The sequence below is a fragment of the Bacillus sp. BSL6 genome (assembly GCF_052928345.1).
This window is the reverse complement of the sequence record NZ_JAVGCW010000002.1, coordinates 558,145-583,509: the sequence shown is the minus strand read 5'-3', so window position 1 is coordinate 583,509 and position 25,365 is coordinate 558,145. Positions and strand designations below refer to the sequence as shown.

Below are 25,365 nucleotides of genomic sequence, written 5' to 3'. Positions count from 1 at the left end.
AGAGGAAGTAGGTTAGCGTTGTCGGTTTTTGTCGGTAAGTCGATATATTTAGAAAATCGCTGATATACTTTGATTTGCGCCGATATATTTGAAAAATCGCCGCTATATTCGCAAAATCGCCGATATAATTTCATATACCGCTGAACTCTCCCAAAAAAAGAAAAGACGCCACATAGCGCCTTTTCTATGAACGAAACGGAAACACAAGTATAATTGTCGTTCCTTTTCCTAGTTTGCTATCGATAGAAATCGTTCCGTTATGAGCATGAACGAGCTGTTTTGTAATGGCGAGGCCAAGTCCCGTTCCGATGTTGCTTTCTTCCGTATTTGTTCCTCTGTAATATCGCTCAAATAGAAGCTCTTTCGTTTTATCATCCATTCCTTTTCCGTTATCTGAAATAGAGAGTGTGAATGAAGTAGCATTTTGTGAAAGCTTTACAATTACATTAGTCGTTTCATTATTATGTTTTACAGCGTTTACGAGTAAGTTTTCAATAATACGCTGGAACCATTTTTCTTCAATGAAATATTGAATTTTATTTGAGCTTGGTACGAATTCAATATTTTGATTTTGAAGTGTCGGATTATTAATAAATTGTAATAATACTTTTTGGACGAATTGATTCATTTCAATGTTTACATGCTGTGCAGGAAGACTATTATTTTTTAATTGATACGTTAAGCTTAAGTCATCAATTAGTGTGGTCATATATTGAGATTTCTCTTTCATAACGCTGCCGAATTGCTGAATGTCACGATCAGTCCAGTTATACTGTTTTGATTCTAGTAATAATGCGTAGCCGTATATAGAACTTAGTGGTGTTTTTAAATCGTGCGTTAGACCAGTAATCCATTCTTCACGTGTTTGCTGGAGTACTTGCCTCATCGCATCATTTTTTTTGAGTGTAATAGAAAGGTGCTCTAGTGAATTTGTAACATCACTAAATAAGCGGAATGACCATTTTTCTTTACCAGATTTCCTGAACCTGATAGGTTTTCCTTTTTTACTAACAGGCTCTTCGTACTTTCCACCAGCTATGTTTTTAAGCCAGCGCATCGCATGTAATAACGGTTTTCCAAATTTATTACCGTACCAAATAGAAAGAATGACTAAATAAACAAATACGATAAGAAGGATTAATCCGCATCCGATTAGAAACTTTTTAGCAAATACATCGTCTATTTCATCATCTGGGTAGTAGTACTCATTTTTGGCAGTTACAACGAGAAGATGATTGCTATTTGTGTCGTAAAAGCTAGACGTGTTTTCTTTATGATTCCACGGTTCCTTTTCGCTAAGAGCGGCTTGTATAACAGAAAATGTTTTTTTCTTTCCGTTTGGATAGGAGAATACTTCTTCGCCAACGCTATTAAAGATTTGAAGTGTTGCTTTTTCTTTAGAAAGTAACTGTTTTTCTTCTTCTGTTAATGTGAACGAATCTGTAGATACAGAAGGGTGCGTTTTCTGGATTGTTTTTAGTAATGCATTGCTTTTTAACATACCACCGTAAATAACAAGTACGTTTTTTTCTTCTAATTCAATTTCCCAATATGTAAATGTATAAGGACTTTCTATGTGATTCTGTATATACGAGAATAAAGATGTTTTCGTATAAGATGTCGGTACGTCACTAGGTGTATTAAAGTGATAGAGAACTTTTCCGTTTTCCTCTACAACTTGAATCCAATCATTTTTCTCTTTAATTAAGTCTTTTACTTCAGCTTTTAACGAAATATCGCCATCTTCTGAAGAAATGTATCTTGCAATCATAAAATTTTCAGCATCTGGAATGTTCGGTTCGTATGAAGTACTCGTAACAAGAAAAATTAAATACGTGAATGCAGCTACTACAGCAATCAGTAATGTAACTAAAACAAATACGTGTTGCATGATAAACTGGATAATAAGTCGTTTATTAAAGTTCATATCGTCACCCTACTTTGTAATGAACTTATAGCCAAGCCCGCGAACGGTTTTTATATATTCTGGTTTACTTGGGTCTTGTTCGATTTTTTCACGTAGTTTTCGAATGTGGACCATAACGGTATTGTCATCGCCATTGTAGGCAGGTGCTCCCCAAACTTTCTCGTATATTTCTTCTTTTGAAAATACGTAGTTCGGATTCTCACAAAAGAAGAGTAATAGCTGAAATAGCTGGGCGGAACATTCGACAACATGTCCATCTACTGTAAGTTCTGCGGAATATCGATCAATTTCAAATCTGCCAAATGAACTGGAGTGTGCTTTTTGTTCATTGGATACTGCTTGTTTCATATGTCTACGGAGTTGTGCTTTCATACGAGCTACTACTTCAAGTGGATTAAATGGCTTCGTAATATAATCATCTGCACCGTGTGAAAATCCAGATATTTTATCTAAATCAGATGTTTTAGCTGTGAGGAAGAAGATAGGGCAATCTGTTTTTTTGCGAATGATTGGACAAATATCAAAACCAGATTGTCCAGGAAGCATGACATCTAAAATAATTAAATCGTAATCGTTTTGCTGAGTGAGAGATAAAGCCATTTCAGCTGATGTTGCAGTTGTAATATGAGAAAAACCTTCTTTTTCAAGAATGGTAGTTAGTAATTGTAAAATTGCTGTTTCATCATCAACGAGCAAAATATTTGCTTCATACATAAAAAATCCCTCCTAATTTCCTCGAATATCATATCATCTTTCTGTAACTTATGGAATTTTTAAGGAAATTTTAAGGTTTTCTTTCTCAAAAAATTAAGAATCAAATGATATGATAAAAGTAACATAGGGGAGGAGATGAGTGTGAATCCGTTTCAAACGATGCGAGCTAGATATTTTTTAATTGTATTTGCACTATTAACTGTAGTTGCAAGAGCCAGTAATGAATTGATAGAAAATACATTTCATATGCAAAATTCTACTTTTATAAATATTCTTATATTCTATATCCTGCCGATTACGTGGATTTATTTTGAGTATAAAAAACACCATGTTGCATTTTCATTATTTATTAATAGAAATGAAACATTTAACCTGGTGCAAGTTTTATACATTACGATCATGTTATGCGTGTTTAGTTATGGATATCTTATTTTGTACATGTATAGCTTTGCATGGATTACACCGACATTTATTATGAACGCATTACGCGAACCGATTATGGATAGCACTGGAGGATACGTTTATCAAGTTATTATGGTCGTATTCATCGCACCAATTATTGGGGAATTTGTTTTTCGCGGATTTTTACTGCAACGCTTCGCAGCAAAATGGGGAACGAGTATAGCGATCATTGTTGTAGCAATATTGTTTGCATTGTTACATGTTGATTTCCTAGGTGCAATTGTATTTAGCGTTGTACTATCAATCGTATATATTCGTACGAATAGTTTACTCATGCCAATCGCTATTCACATGTTAAACAATGCATTTGTAATCGGTGCTTCTTTTTTAATAAATAAAGAAGAGATAATGAGTTTTGCAGATTTCTCAAATTATACGACGTTCTTTCCAGGACTTATTATTTTTATAACAGGATTAAACTTAGTACTCATCTTTTTATTTGTTAACCGCAAATATTGGAGTAAAGAAATGCCCGCTATATATGTAGAGCAGGAAAAAAGCTTTTCAGACGTAGTGGGGAGTAAATGAGATGAAGAAGACGATTGAAAGGGGTGTATAAAATTATATGAATGAAACAATATCATCAAATAAGTTTTTTTATTTGATTGTGCTTAGTATAGTGCTAATAACGACAGTCAACGTTATTCTTCGCTGGGAGGAAGCTTATTTCTTTATGTATTTAGCGCTTCATTTGTTAGGAATTCTATGTATCAGTGGCGGCGTAGTTGCTGAAAAAAAGAATGAAGAAAGCATTAATTATATGTGTGTGACCGGTCTTATTTTACTTTTAGCTGTACAAGGGATTATGAAATATAGTTCTTTTTCTCTGCAAGATTTTAGCTTATTAATGGATGTACTTCCTTAAGGGGGCGCGTTATGTTTGTCTAAGAAGCAAATAGGATACGTACTAGTTTTAGTCGGTTTTTTTACGCTTATTGTAACGACGTTATTTTTTCAGGACTATGAATATATACGCTATATAAAAGGTGCTGGTTTAATATGTTGGGTTGTAAGTATATTTCTTATCCCAGATTATGAACCGAATAAAGTGTCTAAAGGTAGGTAAAACTCTTCTTTATGTAGAAGAGTTTTTTTATGTAAATAGAGGGTTCTTGAGCAATTTGCATAATAAGCTTGTTCTAATTTAGCATGTACGAACTTACAATAATAATAGACAGGCAGCATAGAGGAGGGAATAGCGTGAGGAAGGTTATTGGGTGGTCGCTTTTTTTGTACGTTGGGTTTGCGTTATTTATATATTGGTATTTATTTGGATGGAGTCATGAACTGATTCCGGACATGTATAAAGGAACGAGTGCAGATCCAGAAACGTTTATGAATGCAAGAGAGCTTACGCTAAGCCAAGATTATTCGCGCGTGAAAAATTTACTGTACTTTTTAGCGACGCCTCTAGAATGGATTATATTATTGTTTGTACTTGTGCTCGGTATTTCAAAAAAGTTTGAGAAATGGTCGAAGGAAACGACGAAAATAAGTGTTCTGCAAGTTGCGATTTATTTCTTTTATTTATCACTACTTACAACAGTTCTTGCCCTGCCGATGCAATGGATTAGCCGAAAAGTTTCTGTTGATTACGGCATTTCAACGCAAAGTACACAAAGCTGGATAAAAGATCATGTTATCGGTTTTTGGGAGAGCTATGCGACGATGTTAATTGTAGTTACGGTTCTTCTATGGCTTATTCGCAAATTCCCGAAGAGATGGTGGTTAGCAGGGTGGGCACTCTCTGTTCCGTTTACAATCTTTTTAACATTTATACAGCCTGTCGTTATTGATCCACTTTATAACGACTTTTCGACGCTGAAAAATAAGGAATTAGAAACGAAAATTTTAGCGATGGCAGACAAAGCCGATATTCCAGCGAAACATGTATATGAAGTCAATATGTCGGAAAAAACGAATGCGTTAAATGCATATGTAACAGGAATAGGACTTAACTCGCGCATTGTAATGTGGGATACAACGCTAAAGCAATTAAAAGATAAAGAGATTTTATTTATAATGGCTCATGAAATGGGGCATTATGTTATGAAACATATATATTGGGGCGTTGCGAGTTATGTGTTGCTATCGTTTATAGGGATGTACCTCATTAGTCGTATTATCAATATGTGTATTCGAAAATGGGGGAATACGCTGCAAATTTCAAAAGCAGCATGTTTTTCAATTTTACCTTTATTTTTCTTAATTTCTTCTGTACTCTCTTTTGCATCACAGCCAGCAACAAACTACGTTTCTCGTATAGAAGAACGAGCAGCAGATCAATACGCTTTAGACATGACAAAGGACGGGAAATCTGGTGTAAAAACGTTTCAATATTTATCAAAAACGAGTTTAAGCCAAGTAAATCCTCCTGCGTTAGTGAAGTTTTTCTTATACACACATCCACCAATTTTCGAAAGAATTCATACGTTTGAACAATATGAAAAGGAAAAGAAGCGGTAGTGTACTGCTTCTTTTTTTATGCGTTATTCGAGTTTTGGAAAATTATAGTGTATAATATATGGAATATTCAGTGAAATGTTTAGGAGGTTAATATTTTGTTTCATTCAAAATCAATGCCGGCTATAAAAATGGTCCTTTCGATGTCTATTTTCGGATCAATTGGATTTTTCTCTGTTCAAACAGGTTTACCGTCTTTTGAATTAGTATTCGTTCGTTGTATTTGTGCGACTATATTTTTAGCATTATGTTGGCTCGTAACAGGACAATATAAAAGTGAGCAATGGAATAAAAAAGAAGTCATGCAAATATTAGCATGCGGTATATTTCTCGTTTTTAACTGGGTATTTTTATTTAAAGCGTTTGAAGTTATGTCGATTACAATTGCGATTTCAGTTTACCATCTTGCACCCATTATCGTATTAATGATTGGTAGTATCGTATTTAAAGAGAGACTTACAATGTTTGCTGTTTTGTCCATTGTCATTTGTTTTATCGGTACAGTGTTAGTGGCTGGAGTAGATGGAAGTCTATCACTTGAAAAACTGATGTCATCTGGCATGGTATGGGCACTACTTGCGGCACTATTTTATGCTTTTACCACTTTATTAGGAAAAGGAATTCAGCATACGAGCGCATATGCGATGACATTTTTACAAACATTTTTAGGTATATTTTTATTGCTACCATTCGTAGACTTTGGCAAGTTTCAAGGGTTAACAGAGATGAATTGGATGATGATTACAGCGACAGGTCTTATACATACGGGATTTGTATATTACTTATTTTTTGACAGTTTAAGAGATTTATCGACGAGATTAATTTCTGTATTAGTGTTCTTAGATCCAGCGGTTGCAATACTATTAGATACAGTCTTTACCGGGTTTAGACCGACTAGTATGCAAATAGTAGGAATTGTTCTTATATTTGTAGGAATGGCATTTACTTTTCGAAAAACAAAGGGTGAAAAAATAGTAGTAGAAGAAAAATTATATTATTAATTGTAAATAATTAGGTCGGAATGAATTTATAATTTTCAGATTTATTGTATAATATAATTTGCAGGGAAATAAAGGAAAAGGTAGATGAGAGGGATGAAAAAGCTAGTAAAGATCGCGACATCACTAACTTTAATGGGGGGAATATTTGTAAGTGCAAATGGTGTGTCTGCAAATACAGATATTATCCAAAAATCTAGTCCTAATATTATGATAAAGTTTGATGATGTAACAACAGATCATTGGGCATATGATGAAATTACAAATTTAGTACATCATCGCATTATGTATGGCTATGGAAATGGTAAGTTTGGGACGGAAGATTATATAACACGTGAACAAGCGGCAGCAGTATTGTACCGCGCACTTCATGTAAAAAGAAGTGCGACTATTGGAAATCCATATGGAGATATTAGTGCGAAATCAACCATGTTCCCTTACGAAATTTTACGCTTAACACAGCTTGGTATTTTTAAAGGAGACGAAAATGGGAATTTCCGTCCGAAAGATACATTGACTCGTGCAGAATTAGCACAAATTTTAACGAAAGCATATGAGTTGAAAACAAAGAGTCCACATACATTTACAGATATACCAGAAAATCATTGGGCAAGGGATGCAATTAGCGCATTGCAGTCTAATAAAGTAGCGGTAGGAACAGGAGATGGCAAGTTCCAGCCTGAAATGCTCGTTACACGTGGGCAATTTGCAAAGTTTTTACAACGATCAATTGATAATTCTCCAGGGAAAATGGAATAGATAAAGAGAAAGCTCATAATTTGTGGAAGAGGTATCTTTCGCTCATTATGAGCTTTTGTTAATAGAGAGGCTACTATTGTCGTATGTTGTAGTTAAGTCGATATAATTGCATTTTTTGTCTAGAAAATGAACTCTTAAAACGTGAAGGATTTCTTTTGAAAAAAGTAGAATATTTATATTATAGAAACACCTTTACATGAATACAGGAAAGAAAATTAGTTTGCGTACAATTCGGTATAAAAATTGAAATTGAGAGCGAATTGGCTCTCCTTTAGTAGTGATTTTCACAATAATAGATTTTTTAAATGTAATATATTGCATAAATGGTGCAAAGGCAACATATGTAATATTGGAAAGGATTTCAGTCTATTATTTTCCGTTTTTTAAAATGGAGGTAAAGGGGAGAGGGCAATGAAGAAGAACATGTTACGTATAATGGCAACGGTAACTATTATGGGTGGTTTGTTTGTAAGTACGAATGTTCCAAACGTAAAAGCAGAAGAATATCCAGAAATGATTGTGTTTGATGATGTTCCAGTAAACTACTGGGCATATGACGATATAATGGATGTAGTATACAATAAAGTAATGTTAGGGTATGGAAATGGTAAGTTTGGTGTAGGTGATAATGTAACAAGAGAACAAGTAGCAGCAGTGCTGTATCGTACATTGAATTTGAAAAGGGAAGGACCTTTAAAAAATCCATACAAAGATATTTCTGAGAGAGCAACAATGTTTTTAGATGAAATTTTAGTATTAACAGAGCATGGTATTTTTAAAGGTGATGAAAAAGGAAACTTTAGGCCAACTGCACCAGTAACACGCGCAGAAATGGCACAAATTCTTACGAATGCATTTACATTTGAGGTGAAGAAGAACCATACATTTAAAGATGTACCAAATAATCATTGGGCAAAAAATGCGATTAGTGCACTACAGTCTAATCATGTCATAGTAGGAACAGGAAATGGGCAATTTGAACCGAATAAAGTTGTAACACGTGAGCAATATGCAACGTTTTTAAATAGAGCTGTTTTTTATTTTCCAGTAAAAGATGAAGATTATGAATGAAAGTTAAAGTATAAGGACATTTAAGTTATATTAATATAATATATATTAAGAAAAAAGCGCGGGAATTCCACGCTTTTTTCTTATTTAAAATTATTTGTAATTATATCGATTTTCTATTCGTAATTTAGTTTTTCGATTTTAGTGGATAAGAAGAGATTGAATAAAGTGACTTTTTATTGTTTAAATATACGTTTTAGTAACTTTATTGTTAATAAAGTGTAAATAAAAGTATATAAAATATAGTTCATAAATTAGACAAAAATTACATGGAAATTATATTGTTACGCTTCCATTAATTCTTTATATTAGAAAAAAATATGTTTTTAGGGAGAGAATACTGTGAAGAAAAAGTTTTTAAAAGTAGCAACAGCTTTAACAATTATGGGTGGAGTGGCATTTAGTGCTGAAGGGACAACAGCAAAAGCTGAATTAGCTGCAAAGCCACAACAAGCAAGTCAGGCAATCTTTAAAGATGTGCCAGCAGGACATTGGTCTTATGAAGCAATTCAAACTTTAGCAGAACAAGAAATTATGCTTGGTTATGGAAATGGTGTGTTCGGTTTTGGACATAACGTAACACGTGAACAAGTAGCCGCTTTAATTTATCGTGCGCTTGACCTTGATGAAGAATTTGGTGAAGATGAGGAATTAGAAAGCCCGTATAATGATATTGTTGATGATAACTCAACGATGTTTCCTTTCGAAGTGTTAGCAGTAACAGAATTAGGTATTTTTACAGGTGACGAGAAAGGAAACTTCAGACCAAAAGATACGTTAACACGTGCAGAAATGGCGCAAGTTCTTACGAGAGCATTTGGACTACAAGTAAAAGGATCAGCAGGATTTAAAGATGTACCAAAAGGACATTGGGCAGAAAATGCGATTAATGCAGTAGGTTCAAATGGTATTTCAATAGGAGATGGGAAGGGTAACTTCGCTCCGAACATGAAAGTAACACGTGAACAATATGCGCAGTTCTTATTTAGAGCGCTTTAATAAAAAAGGGGTCAGTGTTGTATAACACTGGCTTTTTTTTCATGTGTAATACCGGTGAAAGAATACAGTTTTACAAAAAAACAATTAAATTTTCAAAAAAAACTTCCTTTTCTGAAGATTTGTTATATAATATAAAACATAAAATCAAATCTGTTATAAAACAGTTTAAGAAGGGGATGCTAATATGTCGACGCAAACTTCACGGGTTACATTGCCCGGAGAAATGTTGCCAGCGTACAACGAAATATTGACACCTGAGGCGCTTAGTTTTTTGAAGGAACTACATGGAAATTTCAATGAGCGCCGCATAGAACTTTTACAAAAGCGTGCGGAGAAACAAAAGAGAATTGATGCAGGGGAGTTTCCGAAGTTTTTAGAAGAAACGAAGCACATACGTGAAGCGGATTGGACAATTGCTAAATTGCCAAAAGATTTAGAGGATCGCCGCGTAGAGATTACTGGCCCAGTAGATAGAAAGATGGTTATTAACGCTTTAAATTCAGGAGCACATCTTTTTATGGCGGATTTTGAAGATTCGAATTCACCAACTTGGGAAAATGCGATTGAAGGTCAAATAAACTTACGAGATGCAGTGAAGGGAACGATTTCACATAAAAATGAAAACGGAAAAGAATATCGTTTAAATAGTAAAACAGCAGTATTAATTGTGCGTCCAAGAGGATGGCATTTAGAAGAAAAACATATGCAAGTTGACGGAAAGAATATGTCTGGTAGCTTAGTAGATTTTGGACTTTATTTTTTCCATAATGCGAAAGCTCTTTTAGCAAAAGGAAGCGGTCCATACTTTTACTTACCGAAAATGGAAAGTTATTTAGAAGCAAGGTTATGGAATGATGTTTTCGTATTTGCTCAAAAATATATCGGTATTCCAAACGGAACGATCAAAGCTACAGTGTTACTGGAAACGATACATGCTTCGTTTGAAATGGATGAAATTTTGTATGAGCTTAAAGATCATTCTGCTGGATTAAATTGCGGAAGATGGGATTATATTTTTAGTTTTCTAAAGGGTTTCCGTAATCATAATGAATTTTTACTTCCAGATAGAGCGCAAGTCACGATGACGACGCCGTTTATGCGCGCGTATTCTTTGAAAGTCATTCAAACGTGTCACCGTCGTAATGCACCAGCTATTGGAGGAATGGCAGCACAAATTCCAATTAAAAACAACCCAAAAGCGAATGAAGCAGCTTTTGAAAAAGTACGTGCGGATAAGGAGCGCGAAGCTTTAGACGGTCATGACGGGACTTGGGTTGCCCACCCGGGACTTGTACCAGTCGCAATGGAAGTATTTAATCACATTATGAAAACGCCAAATCAAATTTTTAGAAAACGTGAAGAAATACATGTTACAGAAAAGGATTTATTAGAAGTACCAGTGGGAACGATTACAGAAGAGGGTCTTCGTCTGAATATTAGCGTAGGTATTCAATATATCGCATCTTGGTTAAGCGGACGGGGAGCAGCACCAATTTATAACTTAATGGAAGATGCGGCAACAGCGGAAATTTCTAGGGCACAAGTATGGCAATGGATTCGCCATGAAGGTGGAAAATTAAATGATGGCCGTAATATTACACTTGAATTAATGGAAGAGCTAAAAGAAGAAGAGTTAGCAAAAATAGAAAGAGAGATTGGTAAAGAAGCCTTTAAGAAAGGGAGATTCCAAGAGGCGACAACGTTATTTACAAATCTCGTTCGGAATGATGAATTCGTACCATTTTTAACATTACCGGGTTATGAAATTTTATAAAAAGTGAAAAGGGGATGGAACAAATGAAAAATGAAAGAATCGAGAAATTACAAGAGAGCTGGGAACTAGATACGCGCTGGAAAGGGATCACACGTCCATATTCGGCAGAAGATGTAATTCGCCTGCGCGGGTCAATTGATATTGAACATACGTTAGCGCGCCGCGGTGCTGAAAAGCTTTGGGCATCGCTTCATACGGAAGATTACATTCATGCACTTGGCGCATTAACAGGAAACCAAGCGATGCAGCAAGTAAAAGCTGGGTTAAAAGCAATTTATTTAAGTGGATGGCAAGTAGCAGCAGATGCAAACCTTTCTGGACATATGTATCCAGACCAAAGTTTATATCCAGCAAATAGCGTACCTGCTGTAGTAAAACGAATTAATCAAACGCTTCAACGTGCGGATCAAATTCAGCATATGGAAGGAAGCGGTGATACAGATTATTTCGTACCAATTGTAGCAGATGCAGAAGCTGGATTTGGCGGACAATTAAACGTATTTGAGCTGATGAAAGGTATGATTGAAGCAGGCGCATCTGGTGTACACTTTGAAGATCAATTATCTTCAGAGAAGAAATGCGGTCATTTAGGTGGAAAAGTATTACTACCAACGCAAACAGCGGTACGTAATTTAATTTCGGCACGCCTTGCGGCAGACGTAATGGGAGTGCCGACAATTATTGTTGCAAGAACAGATGCGGATGCAGCAGATTTAATTACGAGCGATATCGATCCGGTTGATAAGGCGTTTATTACAGGAGAAAGAACACCAGAAGGATTTTACCGTACGAAAGCAGGTCTTGATCAAGCGATTGCACGTGGTTTAGCATACGCTCCTTATGCAGACCTCGTTTGGTGTGAAACATCTGAACCAAATTTAGAAGATGCAAAACGATTTGCGGACGCAATTCATAAAGAGCATCCAGGGAAATTGCTTGCATACAATTGTTCACCTTCATTTAACTGGAAACAAAAACTAGATGAGAAAACAATTGCGAGCTTCCAAAAAGAAATCGCATCTTACGGTTATAAGTTCCAGTTCGTAACACTTGCTGGATTCCACTCATTAAACTACGGCATGTTCGAATTAGCACGCGGCTATAAAGAGCGCGGCATGGCAGCGTACTCTGAACTACAACAAGCAGAATTCGCAGCAGAAAAACACGGCTACTCTGCAACTCGCCATCAACGAGAAGTAGGAACAGGTTACTTTGATGAAGTAGCACAAGTGATTACAGGTGGTACTTCATCAACGACAGCATTAAAAGGATCTACGGAAGAGGCGCAGTTTACGAAATAAAAGGAAGGGGCACCTGTTTAAATGGTGCCCCTTGTTATTTTCTAAACCATTCAAGTGTGAATGAAGTTATATAAACGATTTTTTTCGATATATCTATTATAACTTAAAATTTATCAACGATTCGACAAAGGATATCGACTTACCGACAAAAAAAGACAATATGATCAAATCCACTCAGCTCCATGATCACGAATAAATTTCATATCTTTTTCATAATGCTCTAAATGTCCTTCATCAATCATTCTTTGGAAATTTATGTCGCCTTCGTTTGCTTTTCTTTTCATATATGTACATAATGCTTCTAGACGTAGTAGTACCATACCTAAGTAATCTTCATCCATACTTTTACCGTAGGACTGGACGAATAATTTTATTCTTTCTTTCATACGGTCAGCATGTTGTGCCGATTCATAATGAATTGTCTCGCCTGATTCCGTATAATACACTCTACTTAAAGGCACACAAGTATACAGTGTATAAGCGATATCCCAACTTCTTGGTCCAGGGGCAGCAACATCGAAATCAATAATTCCTACTGGCTTCTCGTTATTAAATATAATGTTATATATAGCAAAATCATTGTGGCATAAAACCTCAATATTATTTGGGGTATGGTCCATAGGTTTCCAATCATCTAATAACGGAAAGTCACTTACAGCATCATGATAAAGGCGAAGCATCTTTGCTATTTCTTTTAACACATCATTAGATTGCATATATTCTTTTAAAGGATAATTCCCAGCCTCTCCTTCAATAAAAGATAAAATCTCTCTATTTTTCTCATCTATACCTAAAAACTTTGGTGCGTAATGAAAACCTTTGTTTTCTAAATGCTGTAATAACTTATGAATTTGTGCGCTGTCTGGCTTCAATTCTCGCCGAACAGTATTTTTAGAACGATATACGTTTGAGACGTTTCCCCCTGTAAGCTTTTCTTCGTTTGTGTAGTTTGACATTTCATCCCCTCCAGTAAGTACTGTCAGATTACATTTTAACACGTAGAAAAAGGAATAAAGTGGCATTCGAAAGATTTGTTTATTTTTATTCAAATAAGATATTGATAATTGCATACGTGATTTAATTTGTCAGTTATTTTCAAAAAAGATTGTACATTTTATTTTAATGTGCTATGATAATATCAGTTGAATAGTTAAATTAAGCAATCCATATATTATCAAGTGCTGAAAACGAACGAGAAAAAGTATGTGAGAACTAGTTTATGTTTCGTATTTGATAATGTGTGGATTCTTTTTTTAGATAGGAAAACTAAAAATTTTAAAAAATGTATTTTCTTAGGAGGAAATAATTATGGCAGTAACAGGACAAGTAAAATGGTTTAACAACGAAAAAGGCTTCGGTTTCATCGAAGTTCCAGGCGAAAACGACGTATTCGTACACTTCTCTGCAATCGAAACTGAAGGTTTCAAATCTCTAGAAGAAGGTCAAAAAGTTAGCTTCGAAATCGAAGAAGGTAACCGTGGACCTCAAGCTAAAAACGTAATCAAACTATAATTTTATAGTTTATTATGGAAAAAAGGATGGCTGCTGCCATCCTTTTTTTGTTGTGGGGAAAGTCTTTCCATCTTAAAATTCGGCGGGAGATCAACTGTCTGTTAACGCCCAATTGTTGAGGTCTGATTAAAGTTTCACTTTATTTGTTGTTCCGTCTACATCTGAAATGGGTAAATCTGCGCCATATAGGCTTTGAGTAACATCTTTTTTGTTAGCGTTGTTGTTAGAATTTTGTTCGTCTTGAGATGATGTTTCTAACATTTGTTCTTGCTCCTTACTAGGGGTATTCAGAGCATCTGATGGGACGCTATTAATCTGTTGGCTTAATAGACTTTTTTTCTCCATATTATACAGCTCCTTTTTGGAATTAGATAAAAAACGAATGTAATCATAAATAATCACTTACATATTTTGTGTTTTGAAGTGGAATTATATACAAAACTTATATTGCAGATTTAACGAGTTAAAAAGTTGCTAGTGATTTATAAAGGTGAAGTTCTTAATAAAAATGGGTAACACGTACAAGTACTTTTTAACGTAGTGGATAATTTTTTATATGTAATAATATTAGAAAATAAAGGGGATACAGGGACACTCGGAAGAAAATATGAATATGAAGAAGAGTAAAAGGCTTTCCAAAATAGAAAGCCTTTTACTCTTCTTTTTCAACTTTTTTCTTCGCGCTTTTCTTACATTCAGAGCATTTCGATTTACGAAAAGGCTTTGCAAAAAATAATAGAATGAAAAATAAAGCGAATATAATGCTAGCTGAGTTGTTCACGATCACAATGCTGCTATGTTTCATGTGAATCGTTGGTTGCATTTCTTTTTCTTTCATAGTGGACCTCCATATATTGGATTTTTATTTTAATTATAGCAAAGTTAATTGTCTTAATGATGCGAAATGAGGAAGTAGTTGTAAATATTTATAGGTAGTATAAATAGATTTTGTATAGGTTTATTATTATAAAAATAATATATTTTTATTTTATAATTTAAAAGGTATTTGACAAATAATAAAGTATTGTAAAAAAGCGGAATCTGTAAGCCATTTCCTTTTCATAGATGCTAAAATTATACATGCAGCTGCTAATATAAATAGAAAAAAGGAGATAGTGGAATATGGAAAGTAAAGTAGAACGCTACGTCGAAAACTATGTTGTAAATAAAAATACAATGGCCTTACTTCCTGTAATTCTCAGTGAAAAGAAAATTGTTACGCGAGTTGTTGAAGTGCAAGACTCTTTTTTCGTATTTCAAAAACCTCTAGATATTATAGAAAGAAGTTGTCGCAAGCATGGTTCTAGTTTCTTAGGCAGAAAAGAAGGAACGAAAGAGTTAACTCACATTACACATAAAGCACCAATTGCAATTAGTCCGACCGATCAACTTTATTTTTTCCCTACCTATTCGTATTCTAGAAAAGAGTGCGCGTGGTTATCTCATTTTTATATTGAAAGCAATAAAGAATTAAAAGATGGAAACCTTATTATCCGATTTATAAATGGCTTTGCTGTGAAGTTAGAGATATCGAAAACTAGTTTTGAAAATCAACAAAATCGTACTGCGAAATTGCGAACGGAGTATGAAGATCGTAGGAAAAAACAAGGGAATCCTTGCTTTAAAGAGGTTGATCAAAGGGATGAATCAACATTAAGACCAGCTTATGAGAGAGTGTATGTTGTTAGAGAAGAGGATGTATGAGAGGAAAAGGATGAGGTGACTCATCCTTTTTGATTTCATTATATATACAGTTTACGTTGTAAGATTTATAAACAAAATGAGAGAATGTACAAACTTTTGTTCTCGAAGGGTTCAAGATAATATATAATTACAATATAATGGGAAAATTATACATATTCACTATAGTTTGAACATACAGTATATTTTTTCGTCCTGTATAAAAAGGAGATGGTATGTTGAAAAGGAACCTGTTATTTTGGGCGCAATATATTCTTGCTTTGCCTATATTTTTTCTTACATTTGTGTTTACTAGTTTCACTGGTAGTCAGTTGATGATAGTCGCTGATAAACGATATTTTGTTTTCACACCTCAAAATACGACAGATTATAGTCAAATTAGTGAAATTGATAAATTGCTATTTGCTTTTTCAATTCAACCGTTTGTCACTATAGTATGTTTTCTGTCAATCGTGTATGTACTGACACTTATTGTCTTTCAAATTATTGAATGTAAGAAGAAAAGAAAGATATTACATAGCCTGCAATATATGATTCTTATACCAATTTTTCTTTATTTGTGGTTAGGAACGATGGAATTTTCCGCAGTTAATTTAACGTGGATAGATAACTGGAAAGATTATCTTATCTTCACTCCTGCAACTATAACGAATGAAGAAGATATATATATGATTGATAAATTTTTATACAAATTTCGAATGGTACCTATTCGGAGTACATTATTAATACTATCTTTCTTACATATGTTAATACTTATCGTGATTGACAGTGTACGCTTGCTAAAAAAATTGCTTGTAAGAACTAGCCATTAGAGGATTGTTTGAAGGTAAAATAATCATCCGTCGTTACCTATATGAAAAAGACTAATTATTACTTTTTGCATATTCTTCTTTCTCATAAAATGTAACCATTAAGCTATAATCGGCGCATGTTATTTAAAATAACTTCACGTCCTGTCGAATATTGATAGATTATCATAGCATAATAATGAAGGAATTCTCATGAAAGATATGGAAACTTAATAATTACATCTCCATATGTCGTATCTACCATTTCCTCTTTCATATAGGCAATGATACAGTAGAGGTAGTACTTAGAGTAAAGGGGTAAAGTGTAGAATGGATTTTCAGACAATCAAAGAGTATTTTTCACCAGAAAATATGGATCATATTGTTGAAAGCTATAAAGCGTTCGGACCACTTCTTGGTATTGGGTTACCGATGATAGAGGCGCTAATTCCAGCATTGCCACTTATCGTATTTGTACTGGCGAATGCTGTTGCATTTGGATTTTGGCTCGGTTTTCTTTATTCTTGGCTTGGATCAGTAATGGGTGCCTTACTTGTTTTTTTCATAATCCGCCATTTTGGCCGAAGTCGTTTCTTTTCTTTTGTGAATAAGCATGAGAAAGTACGAAAGGCAATGGGATGGATTGAAAGGAAAGGGTTCGCACCGATTTTCGTCATATTTTGTTTTCCGTTTACACCATCTGCGCTTATAAATGTTGTTGCTGGTCTATCTCGCATTAGTGTAAAACAGTTTGGCCTTGCGCTCGCGTTCGGAAAGCTTGTGATGATTTTTATTTTAACGTATATCGGTCATGATTTAATGTCATTTATTCATAATCCGGTGAAATCAGTCATTGTAGCAATTGGTATTTTTATTTTATGGTATGTCGGTAAGAAAATCGAAGTAAAGTTAGAACTACATTAAGAATAGTCTTCTTTGTAAAGGAAAGCTTCATTATTAATGGATAAGGGGAGAAGCGGATGAAGAAAACTTTGAAAAAAGAAGGCATAGAGTGGATACGAACAATTTTAATTGGTGTATTATTAGCTGTATTTTTTCGAACGTTTTTCTTTTCAACGTACGTTGTAGAGGGGAAATCAATGATGCCGACATTGCAAGATGGCAATATGCTCGTTGTAAATAAGGTGAGTTATCAAGTGGGGGACTTGAATAGGTTTGATGTTGTTGTATTTCATGCGAACAAAAAAGAGGACTACGTAAAACGAATTATCGGTTTACCTGGGGATCATATTGAATATAAGCATGATAAACTATATATAAACGGACAATTCGTGGATGAACCTTATCTAGAGAAATATAAGAAAGAGATAAATGGACGACAACTAACAGGTGACTTTACGCTAGAAGAGTTAACGAAGGAAAAAACGGTGCCACCTGGATATATTTTTGTAGTAGGTGATAACCGCCTCGGGAGCTGGGATAGTAGACATTTTGGTTTTGTAAAAGCTGATACAGTTGTCGGTAAAGTTGATTTACGATATTGGCCAATTCAAGAGGTGCAAACGAATTTTTCAAAAGGTTGATATAATAGGTAGAAGTATAGAAAAAGACAAACTACTCCGTTTGTCTTTTTTCGTGTCCTATAATACAATTATAGTAGCAAACTAACGTTCGTTATGTAAGTGAAAGGTGGGGTTACATGTCACTTCGATTTGTGATTGGTAGAGCGGGAAGTGGAAAAAGTACACTTTGTTTACACGAAGTGCAAGAAGAGTTAAAGCAGCGTCCAAGAGGGGAAACAATATTATATCTTGTGCCAGAACAGATGACATTCCAAACGCAGCAGGCGTTAATTGGTAGTGAGGATGTTAGAGGTTCTATTCGGGCACAAGTTTTTAGTTTTTCACGATTAGCGTGGAAAGTATTGCAAGAAGTTGGCGGAGCGAGTCGTCTTCACATTGATGAAGCGGGCGTACATATGTTACTTCGTAAAATTGTAGAGTCTCGTAAAGATGGATTATCGGTATTCCAAAAAGCAGCGGAGCAAAATGGTTTCTTTGAACATCTTGGCAGTATGATTGCGGAGTTTAAACGATATAACGTGACGCCATCAAACGTATATGAAATGTGGCAACAATTAGATGCACATAGTAGCAGTGCTGAACAAAAGCTATTAGCGAATAAAGTGTATGACTTACAGTTATTATATGATGATTTTGAACGTGCTTTAATCGGAAAGTACTTAGATTCAGAAGACTATCTGCAATTGCTAGTGGAAAAGCTTCCGCAGTCTGAATATGTAAAGGGAGCTGAAATTTATATAGATGGTTTCCATTCGTTTTCACCGCAAGAACTAGAAATTGTAAGACAGCTTATGATTTGCGGTGCGAGAGTGACAATTACATTAACGATAGATGAAAAAACGTTAGCGCAGCCAGTAAATGAACTAGATTTATTTTATGAAACGACGTTAACGTATGAAAAAATAAAACAAGTAGCGCGTGAAGAGAAAATAGAAATTGAAAAAACGATTCCGCTTATGGAACAACCGCGTTTTCATTCTCCAGCATTAGCGCATTTAGAAGCTCATTATGAAGCGCGTCCGAATGAGAAATTTAACGGGGAAGCAAGTGTAACGATTCATACAGCCGCGAATTTACGAGCTGAAGTAGAAGGCGTTGCTCGTGAAATTCGTAGACTTGTAGCAGATGAAGACTATCGTTACCGAGATATTGCAGTTCTTCTTCGTAACGGAGAAAGTTATTACGATGTAATGCGGACTCTATTTACAGATTATAATATCCCGCACTTTATCGATGAAAAACGCCCGATGTCACATCATCCGTTAGTAGAATGCATTCGTTCTGCACTCGAGATTATTAGCGGGAATTGGCGTTATGATGCAGTATTTCGCTGCGTGAAAACAGAACTTTTATATCCATTAGACGTAAGAAAAGAAACGATGCGCGAAGAGATGGATGAGTTTGAAAACTACTGTTTAGCGTACGGTGTACAAGGGAAAAGATGGACTTCTGAAGATCCGTGGATGTATCGCCGCTATCGTTCTCTTGACGATACGGACGGGATGATTACAGACAGTGAACGTGAAATGGAAGAGAAAATAAATCGATTGCGTGATGTTGTAAGAACGCCTGTTATTCGTATGCAAAAAAGACTGAAGCGCGCGGGAACAGTTATGCAAATGTGCGAAGCTGTTTACTTATTTTTAGAAGAGCTTGACGTTCCGAAAAAATTAGAAGCATTACGTATTCGTGCAGAAGAGAGCGGAGATTTCTTATTTGCGACAGATCATGAACAAGTATGGGAAGAAGTAATGAGTCTTCTTGATACGTTCGTTGAGATGCTTGGCGAAGAAAAAATGTCACTTTCTATGTTCACAGACGTTATGTCGACAGGTCTTGAGGCGCTTCAATTCGCAAACATTCCGCCGTCATTAGACCAAGTGTTAATTGCGAATATTGATCGTTCTAGATTATCAAATGTGAAAGCAACATTCGTCATTGGAGTGAATGAAGGTGTGATTCCAGCAGCACCGATGGATGAAGGTATGCTTTCTGATGAAGAAAGAGATGTTCTTAGCGCTGCAGGTATTGAACTCGCACCAACGACGAGACAAACTTTATTAGAAGAACAGTTCGTTATGTACCAAATGGTAACGAGAGCAACTGAGAAATTATACATTTCATGCCCGCTTGCAGATGAGGAAGGAAAGACGTTACTTGCTTCTAGCTTTATTAAGAAAATAAAAAGAATGTTCCCTGATGTGAAAGATACATTTATTACGAACGACGTAAATGATTTATCACGTTCGGAACAAATTTCATATGTAGCAACACCAGAAGTAACGTTGTCATATGTTATGCAGCAACTTCAAACGTGGAAGCGATATGGATTTGAAGGCAACTTAGACTTTTGGTGGGATGTATATAATTTCTACGTTACTTCAGATGAATGGAAGCAAAAAAGTAGCCGCGTATTATCAAGCTTATTCTACCGAAATCGTGCGCAAAAGCTAAGTACAGCTGTAAGTAGAGATTTATACGGAGATAAAATAAAAGGAAGCGTTTCTCGTATGGAATTATTTAACCGTTGTGCGTACGCTCATTTTGCGCAGCACGGTTTATCGTTAAGAGAGCGTGATATTTTCAAACTTGATGCGCCAGATATCGGAGAGCTCTTCCATGCAGCGCTGAAGAGAATTGCAGATAGGCTATTACATGAAAACCGTACTTGGGCGGATTTATCAATAAAAGAGTGTGAGCATCTTTCTGCTGTAGTAATAGAAGAGATTGCACCGTTATTACAAAGACAAATTTTATTAAGTTCAAACCGTCACTTCTATTTAAAACAAAAACTACAACAAATCATTTTCCGTACGTCAATCATTCTTCGTGAACATGCGAAGTCTAGCGGTTTCGTACCAGTTGATCTAGAAGTGCCATTTGGTATGGGCGGTACAGGATCACTTCCGCCAATGGAATTCTCCTTACCTAATGGTGTGAAGATGGAAGTAGTTGGCCGTATTGACCGTGTTGATAAGGCAGAAGATGAAAAGGGAACATTCCTACGTATTATTGACTATAAATCAAGCTCAAAAGCGTTAGACTTAACGGAAGTGTATTACGGATTAGCACTTCAAATGTTAACGTATTTAGATGTTGTTACTTCAAATGCGCATACGTGGATGAAAAAAGGCGGCACGGCATCACCAGCTGGTGTATTGTATTTCCACATTCATAACCCAATTGTGGAGGTAAAAGGTGACGCATCTGAAGCAGAAATTGAAAAGGAAATTTTAAAGAAATTCAAAATGAAAGGTCTCGTACTAGGAGATGCTGACGTTGTTCGTTTAATGGATAACAAACTTTCAACAGGAAGCTCTGATATTATTTCTGCTGGTCTGAAAAAAGACGGTAGTTTTAGTGCGCGTTCAAGTATTGCCAGTGAACAAGAGTTTAACGTCCTGCAAAAATACGTACACCATACGTTTGAAAATATCGGGAAAGACATTACAGAAGGCGTTATTGATATTGCTCCTTACAAAAAGGGGAATAAAGCGGCATGTACGTTCTGTAACTTCAAATCTGTTTGTCAGTTTGATGAATCACTTGAAGATAACCAATTCCGTACGCTAAAAGATATGAAAGATAGCGAAGCGATGGAGAAAATTAGAGAGGAGGTTGGCGGAGAATGATAGAAAATTGGCCTAAAAAACCAGAAGGTAGTCAGTGGACAGATGACCAGTGGAAAGCGGTTGTAGCGAACGGACGTGATATTTTAGTCGCGGCAGCAGCAGGATCAGGGAAAACAGCAGTATTAGTTGAACGTATTATTAAAAAGATTATTAATGAAGAAAACCCAGTTGATGTCGACCGCCTGCTCGTTGTAACATTTACGAATGCAGCGGCGCAAGAGATGAAAAACAGAATTGGGGAAGCGTTAGAAAAAGTATTAATTGATGAGCCGGGCTCTCAGCACATTAGAAAGCAGCTGAGCTTATTAAATAAAGCTTCTATTTCAACGATCCATTCATTTTGTTTACAAGTCATTAGAGGATATTATTACATGCTTGATGTTGATCCTCGTTTCCGCATTGCGAATCAAACCGAAAATGAATTGTTAAAAGAAGAAGTGCTAGATGACATATTAGAAGAAGAGTATGGGATAGAAGATAATACAATATTCTTTGAACTCGTTGATCGTTATACGAGTGACCGTAGTGACGATGATTTACAACGTATGATTTTAGCGCTTCATACAGAATCAAGAGCGCATCCAAATCCGGAAAAATGGCTTGATAAATTAGTAGAAGCATATGATGTGGAAGGAAAGACAATTGAAGATTTAGTGTACGCTTCCTACTTATTAGAAGATGTGAAATTTCAACTTGAAACAGCAGAACAGCATATTCGTAAAGCGACAGAGCTCGCAATGCTTCCTGACGGTCCAGCGCCTCGCGTTGAAACGCTGCAAGCGGATTTAGTTTTACTTGGAACGTTATCATCAGCTGCTCGTGAGTCATGGACAAGCGTGTATGAAGCGATGCAAAACGTATCGTGGCAAACGTTAAAGCGCATTAAGAAAAGTGATTACAGCGAGGATGTTGTAAAACAAGTAGACTCTCTTCGTAATAAAGCGAAAGATGAAGTGAAAAAATTACAAGAAGAGCTATTTAGCCGTAAGCCTGAAAGTTTCTTACGAGATTTTCAAGATATGCATCCTGTATTAGAAAAGCTTGTTCAGCTCGTAAAAGTATTTACAGAACGTTTCCAAACGATGAAGCGAGATAAAGGAATGGTCGATTTCACAGATTTAGAGCATTTCTGTTTACAAATTTTAAGTGAACAAAGTGAAAATGGTGAAATGAAGCCATCAGCAGTAGCGCTTCAATATCGTAATAAATTTGCTGAAGTATTAGTCGATGAATATCAAGATACGAACTTCGTACAAGAATCAATTATTAAATTCGTAACGAAAGATTCTGAGAGTGAAGGAAACTTATTCATGGTTGGTGACGTGAAGCAGTCGATTTATCGTTTCCGACTAGCAGAACCAGGATTATTCTTAGGAAAGTATAAACGCTTCACGCAAGAAGGATTAGGCGGCGGAATGAAAATTGACTTAGCGAAAAACTTCCGTAGTCGTCATGAAGTGTTAGCGGGTACCAACTTTATTTTCAAACAAATTATGGGTGAAGAAGTTGGGGAAATCGATTACGATGCTGACGCTGAATTAAAGCTAGGTGCTAGCTATCCAGAAGGTGAAGATGTAGCAGCTGAACTATTGTGCATTCAGCAAACAGAAGAAGAAGTAATAGACGGTGAAGAAGGTGTGGAAGTAGAAAAAGCACAGCTTGAAGCGCGTCTTATGGCGCAGCGCATTAAAGCGATGGTTGATTCAGGTTATGAAGTGTATGATCGTAAAACGGATAGTATGCGCCCTGTACAATACCGCGACTTCGTTATTTTACTTCGCTCCATGCCGTGGGCACCGCAAATTATGGAAGAGTTAAAATTGCAAGGAATTCCAGTATACGCTGATCTTGCGACTGGTTACTTTGAAGCGACAGAAGTAAATATTATGATGAACGTATTCCGCGTTATTGATAATCCGATGCAAGATATTCCGCTTGCAGCCGTACTTCGTTCCCCAATCGTTGGATTAAATGATGAAGAACTTGCAACGCTTCGTGCTCATGGGAAGAAAGGATCGTTTTATGAAGTAATGAGCTCATTCTTAAAAGGGGCACCGCTTGAAGAAGAAAAAGAATTACATGATAAATTAGAATGGTTCTACAACTTACTGCAAGGATGGCGTGAATTTGCGCGCCAACAGTCTCTTTCCGATTTAATTTGGAAAGTGTACGGTGAGACAGGTTATTATGACTTTGTCGGTGGTTTACCAGCTGGAAAGCAAAGGCAAGCAAACTTGCGTGTACTATATGACCGCGCAAGACAATATGAAGCAACATCGTTTAGAGGACTATTCCGCTTCTTACGCTTTATTGAGCGTATTTTAGAACGCGGTGATGATATGGGTACGGCGAGAGCTTTAGGTGAACAAGAAGATGTCGTTCGCATTATGACAATTCATAAAAGTAAAGGACTTGAGTTTCCAGTCGTATTTGTCGCTGGACTTGGTCGTCGCTTTAATACACAAGACTTAATGAAGCGTTTCTTACTGCATAAAGACTTCGGTTTCGGTTCGCAATTTATCGATCCTCGTAAACGAATTAAATATACGACATTATCACAACTTGCAATTAAGCGTAAAATGAAAATGGAATTAATTGCGGAAGAAATGCGCGTATTATACGTAGCGTTAACACGTGCAAAAGAGAAGTTAATTTTAATTGGAACAGTTAAGGATGCAACTAAGGAAATGGAAAAATGGCTGGATGCGAGAGAGCATAGTGAATGGTTATTACCAGATCATATACGTGCCGGAGCGTCTTGCTACTTAGACTGGATTGCACCTTCATTATATAGGCACCGTGATAGTGAAATACTTCTTGAATTAGGACAAGGAAGTGTTCCAGATGAAATTTATGGGTATGACACTAGCTGGAAAGTAGAAGTTGTTGACGGTAACACGTTACTCGCGCCAGAACCGGTTCAAGAAGAGAAACAAGAATTGTTAGAAGCACTTCGTGAGAAAAAGGCCGTTCCCCTGCAAAGTGAACGGAAAGAAGAGGTGTACGATAGATTAATGTGGAAGTACGGATATGAGGAAGCGACATCTCATCGTGCGAAGCAATCTGTTACAGAAATAAAGAGAAATTATCAATCTGAAGAAGGTAGCGATAATGCCTTTATTAAAAAATTACGTGCACCAATTCAAACACGTCCTCGTTTTATGGAGAAAAAGGGATTAACATATGCAGAGCGCGGAACAGCAGTACATGCCGTTATGCAGCATGTTGATTTGAAGAAGCCGATTACAGAAGAAGTGATTCGGGAGCAAATTGCTGGAATGGTAAATAAAGAATTATTAACATTCGAGCAGGCGGAAGAAATTGCGATTGAAAAAGTAATTTCATTCTTTGATAGTGACCTAGGTAAAAGGGTATTAGCGGCGAAAAGTGTTGAGCGTGAAGTACCATTTACGATGATGCTTGCAGCAGAAGAAGCGTATCAAGATTGGCAAGGGCAGAGCGGGGAATCCATTCTTGTCCAAGGGGTTATTGACTGCATGATTGAAGAGGAAGATGGTATTACTTTAATCGACTTTAAAACGGATACGATTGAAGGGAAGTTCCCAGGTGGATTTGATCAAGCGAAACCAATTTTAGAAGAGCGATATAAAGTCCAGCTTTCGTTATATGCAAAGGCACTTGAGAAAAGCTTACAACATCCTGTGAAAGAGAAATGTTTATACTTCTTTGATGGTAATCATGTTGTAAAAATCGAAGAATAGA

The 25,365-nt window shown here is 36.0% G+C and carries 22 protein-coding genes; 17 read left to right on the top strand and 5 right to left on the bottom strand.

The window, feature by feature from the left end; translation table 11 throughout:
• Positions 1-184: 184 nt before the first annotated feature.
• Positions 185-1,927 (bottom strand): sensor histidine kinase, encoded by a 1,743-nt coding sequence (locus tag RCJ96_RS09220; protein ID WP_416504241.1) that lies wholly within the window; start codon positions 1,925-1,927, stop codon positions 185-187.
• A gap of 9 nt (positions 1,928-1,936) precedes the next feature.
• On the bottom strand, positions 1,937-2,641 hold the full coding sequence (locus RCJ96_RS09215; RefSeq protein WP_416504240.1) for a response regulator transcription factor: 705 nt from the start codon (positions 2,639-2,641) through the stop codon (positions 1,937-1,939).
• Between the two features lie 141 nt (positions 2,642-2,782).
• Here RCJ96_RS09215 and RCJ96_RS09210 point away from each other — a divergent pair, with 141 nt between their 5' ends.
• From RCJ96_RS09210 to aceA, 10 genes are all read left to right on the top strand, one after another.
• The gene (locus tag RCJ96_RS09210; protein ID WP_416504239.1) at positions 2,783-3,631 is read left to right on the top strand and encodes a CPBP family intramembrane glutamic endopeptidase; all 849 of its coding nucleotides are present in this window, start codon (positions 2,783-2,785) and stop codon (positions 3,629-3,631) included.
• A 37-nt stretch (positions 3,632-3,668) separates the two neighbouring features.
• The gene (locus RCJ96_RS09205; protein WP_416504238.1) at positions 3,669-3,968 is read left to right on the top strand and encodes a hypothetical protein; all 300 of its coding nucleotides are present in this window, start codon (positions 3,669-3,671) and stop codon (positions 3,966-3,968) included.
• A gap of 15 nt (positions 3,969-3,983) precedes the next feature.
• Positions 3,984-4,169: a hypothetical protein gene (locus RCJ96_RS09200; protein WP_009879976.1), complete on the top strand. Its 186-nt coding sequence runs from the start codon at positions 3,984-3,986 to the stop codon at positions 4,167-4,169.
• 134 nt (positions 4,170-4,303) lie between these two features.
• Positions 4,304-5,569, top strand: a complete 1,266-nt coding sequence (locus tag RCJ96_RS09195; RefSeq protein WP_242303925.1) for a M48 family metallopeptidase — start codon at positions 4,304-4,306, stop codon at positions 5,567-5,569.
• Between the two features lie 95 nt (positions 5,570-5,664).
• On the top strand, positions 5,665-6,567 hold the full coding sequence (locus tag RCJ96_RS09190; protein ID WP_416504237.1) for a DMT family transporter: 903 nt from the start codon (positions 5,665-5,667) through the stop codon (positions 6,565-6,567).
• Positions 6,568-6,651: 84 nt separating this feature from the next.
• Complete coding sequence (locus RCJ96_RS09185) at positions 6,652-7,323, top strand: S-layer homology domain-containing protein (protein WP_416504236.1); 672 nt, start codon at positions 6,652-6,654, stop codon at positions 7,321-7,323.
• 411 nt (positions 7,324-7,734) lie between these two features.
• Positions 7,735-8,394: an S-layer homology domain-containing protein gene (locus tag RCJ96_RS09180; RefSeq protein WP_070805463.1), complete on the top strand. Its 660-nt coding sequence runs from the start codon at positions 7,735-7,737 to the stop codon at positions 8,392-8,394.
• 339 nt (positions 8,395-8,733) lie between these two features.
• A complete protein-coding gene (locus RCJ96_RS09175; RefSeq protein ID WP_074610518.1) occupies positions 8,734-9,390 on the top strand; it encodes an S-layer homology domain-containing protein in 657 nt (218 codons plus the stop codon).
• A 184-nt stretch (positions 9,391-9,574) separates the two neighbouring features.
• Positions 9,575-11,164, top strand: a complete 1,590-nt coding sequence (gene aceB / locus RCJ96_RS09170; RefSeq protein ID WP_416504235.1) for a malate synthase A — start codon at positions 9,575-9,577, stop codon at positions 11,162-11,164.
• 23 nt (positions 11,165-11,187) lie between these two features.
• Entirely contained in the window at positions 11,188-12,465 is a 1,278-nt protein-coding gene (gene aceA / locus RCJ96_RS09165; protein ID WP_000787352.1) for an isocitrate lyase, read from the top strand.
• A gap of 164 nt (positions 12,466-12,629) precedes the next feature.
• On the opposite strand, the gene RCJ96_RS09160 is transcribed toward aceA, so the two are convergent.
• Positions 12,630-13,421 (bottom strand): phosphotransferase, encoded by a 792-nt coding sequence (locus tag RCJ96_RS09160; protein WP_416504234.1) that lies wholly within the window; start codon positions 13,419-13,421, stop codon positions 12,630-12,632.
• Between the two features lie 352 nt (positions 13,422-13,773).
• On the opposite strand from RCJ96_RS09160, the gene cspA reads away from it, so the two are divergent.
• Entirely contained in the window at positions 13,774-13,977 is a 204-nt protein-coding gene (cspA, locus tag RCJ96_RS09155; protein ID WP_000301522.1) for an RNA chaperone/antiterminator CspA, read from the top strand.
• Positions 13,978-14,103: 126 nt separating this feature from the next.
• Here the strand turns inward: cspA and RCJ96_RS09150 are convergent, their stop codons facing one another.
• Both RCJ96_RS09150 and RCJ96_RS09145 read right to left on the bottom strand, forming a co-directional pair.
• Positions 14,104-14,322 carry a hypothetical protein gene (locus RCJ96_RS09150; protein ID WP_416504233.1) on the bottom strand — a complete coding sequence of 73 codons (219 nt, stop codon included), beginning with the start codon at positions 14,320-14,322 and terminating at the stop codon, positions 14,104-14,106.
• 307 nt (positions 14,323-14,629) lie between these two features.
• The gene (locus RCJ96_RS09145; protein WP_416504232.1) at positions 14,630-14,815 is read right to left on the bottom strand and encodes a hypothetical protein; all 186 of its coding nucleotides are present in this window, start codon (positions 14,813-14,815) and stop codon (positions 14,630-14,632) included.
• Positions 14,816-15,099: 284 nt separating this feature from the next.
• On the opposite strand from RCJ96_RS09145, the gene RCJ96_RS09140 reads away from it, so the two are divergent.
• The 6 genes from RCJ96_RS09140 (at position 15,100) to addA (ending at position 25,364) form a co-directional block, all read left to right on the top strand.
• On the top strand, positions 15,100-15,681 hold the full coding sequence (locus RCJ96_RS09140) for a competence protein ComK (protein WP_000444431.1): 582 nt from the start codon (positions 15,100-15,102) through the stop codon (positions 15,679-15,681).
• A gap of 212 nt (positions 15,682-15,893) precedes the next feature.
• Complete coding sequence (locus tag RCJ96_RS09135) at positions 15,894-16,490, top strand: DUF4306 domain-containing protein (protein WP_074543157.1); 597 nt, start codon at positions 15,894-15,896, stop codon at positions 16,488-16,490.
• Between the two features lie 306 nt (positions 16,491-16,796).
• The gene (locus RCJ96_RS09130) at positions 16,797-17,390 is read left to right on the top strand and encodes a TVP38/TMEM64 family protein (protein ID WP_000347516.1); all 594 of its coding nucleotides are present in this window, start codon (positions 16,797-16,799) and stop codon (positions 17,388-17,390) included.
• 56 nt (positions 17,391-17,446) lie between these two features.
• On the top strand, positions 17,447-18,010 hold the full coding sequence (lepB, locus tag RCJ96_RS09125) for a signal peptidase I (protein ID WP_000751900.1): 564 nt from the start codon (positions 17,447-17,449) through the stop codon (positions 18,008-18,010).
• A gap of 116 nt (positions 18,011-18,126) precedes the next feature.
• Positions 18,127-21,642, top strand: coding sequence for a helicase-exonuclease AddAB subunit AddB (gene addB / locus RCJ96_RS09120; protein WP_446699762.1), 3,516 nt, complete (start codon positions 18,127-18,129; stop codon positions 21,640-21,642).
• Entirely contained in the window at positions 21,639-25,364 is a 3,726-nt protein-coding gene (gene addA, locus RCJ96_RS09115) for a helicase-exonuclease AddAB subunit AddA (RefSeq protein WP_416504230.1), read from the top strand. Before addB ends, addA begins: the two co-directional genes overlap by 4 nt.
• Position 25,365 lies beyond the last annotated feature (1 nt).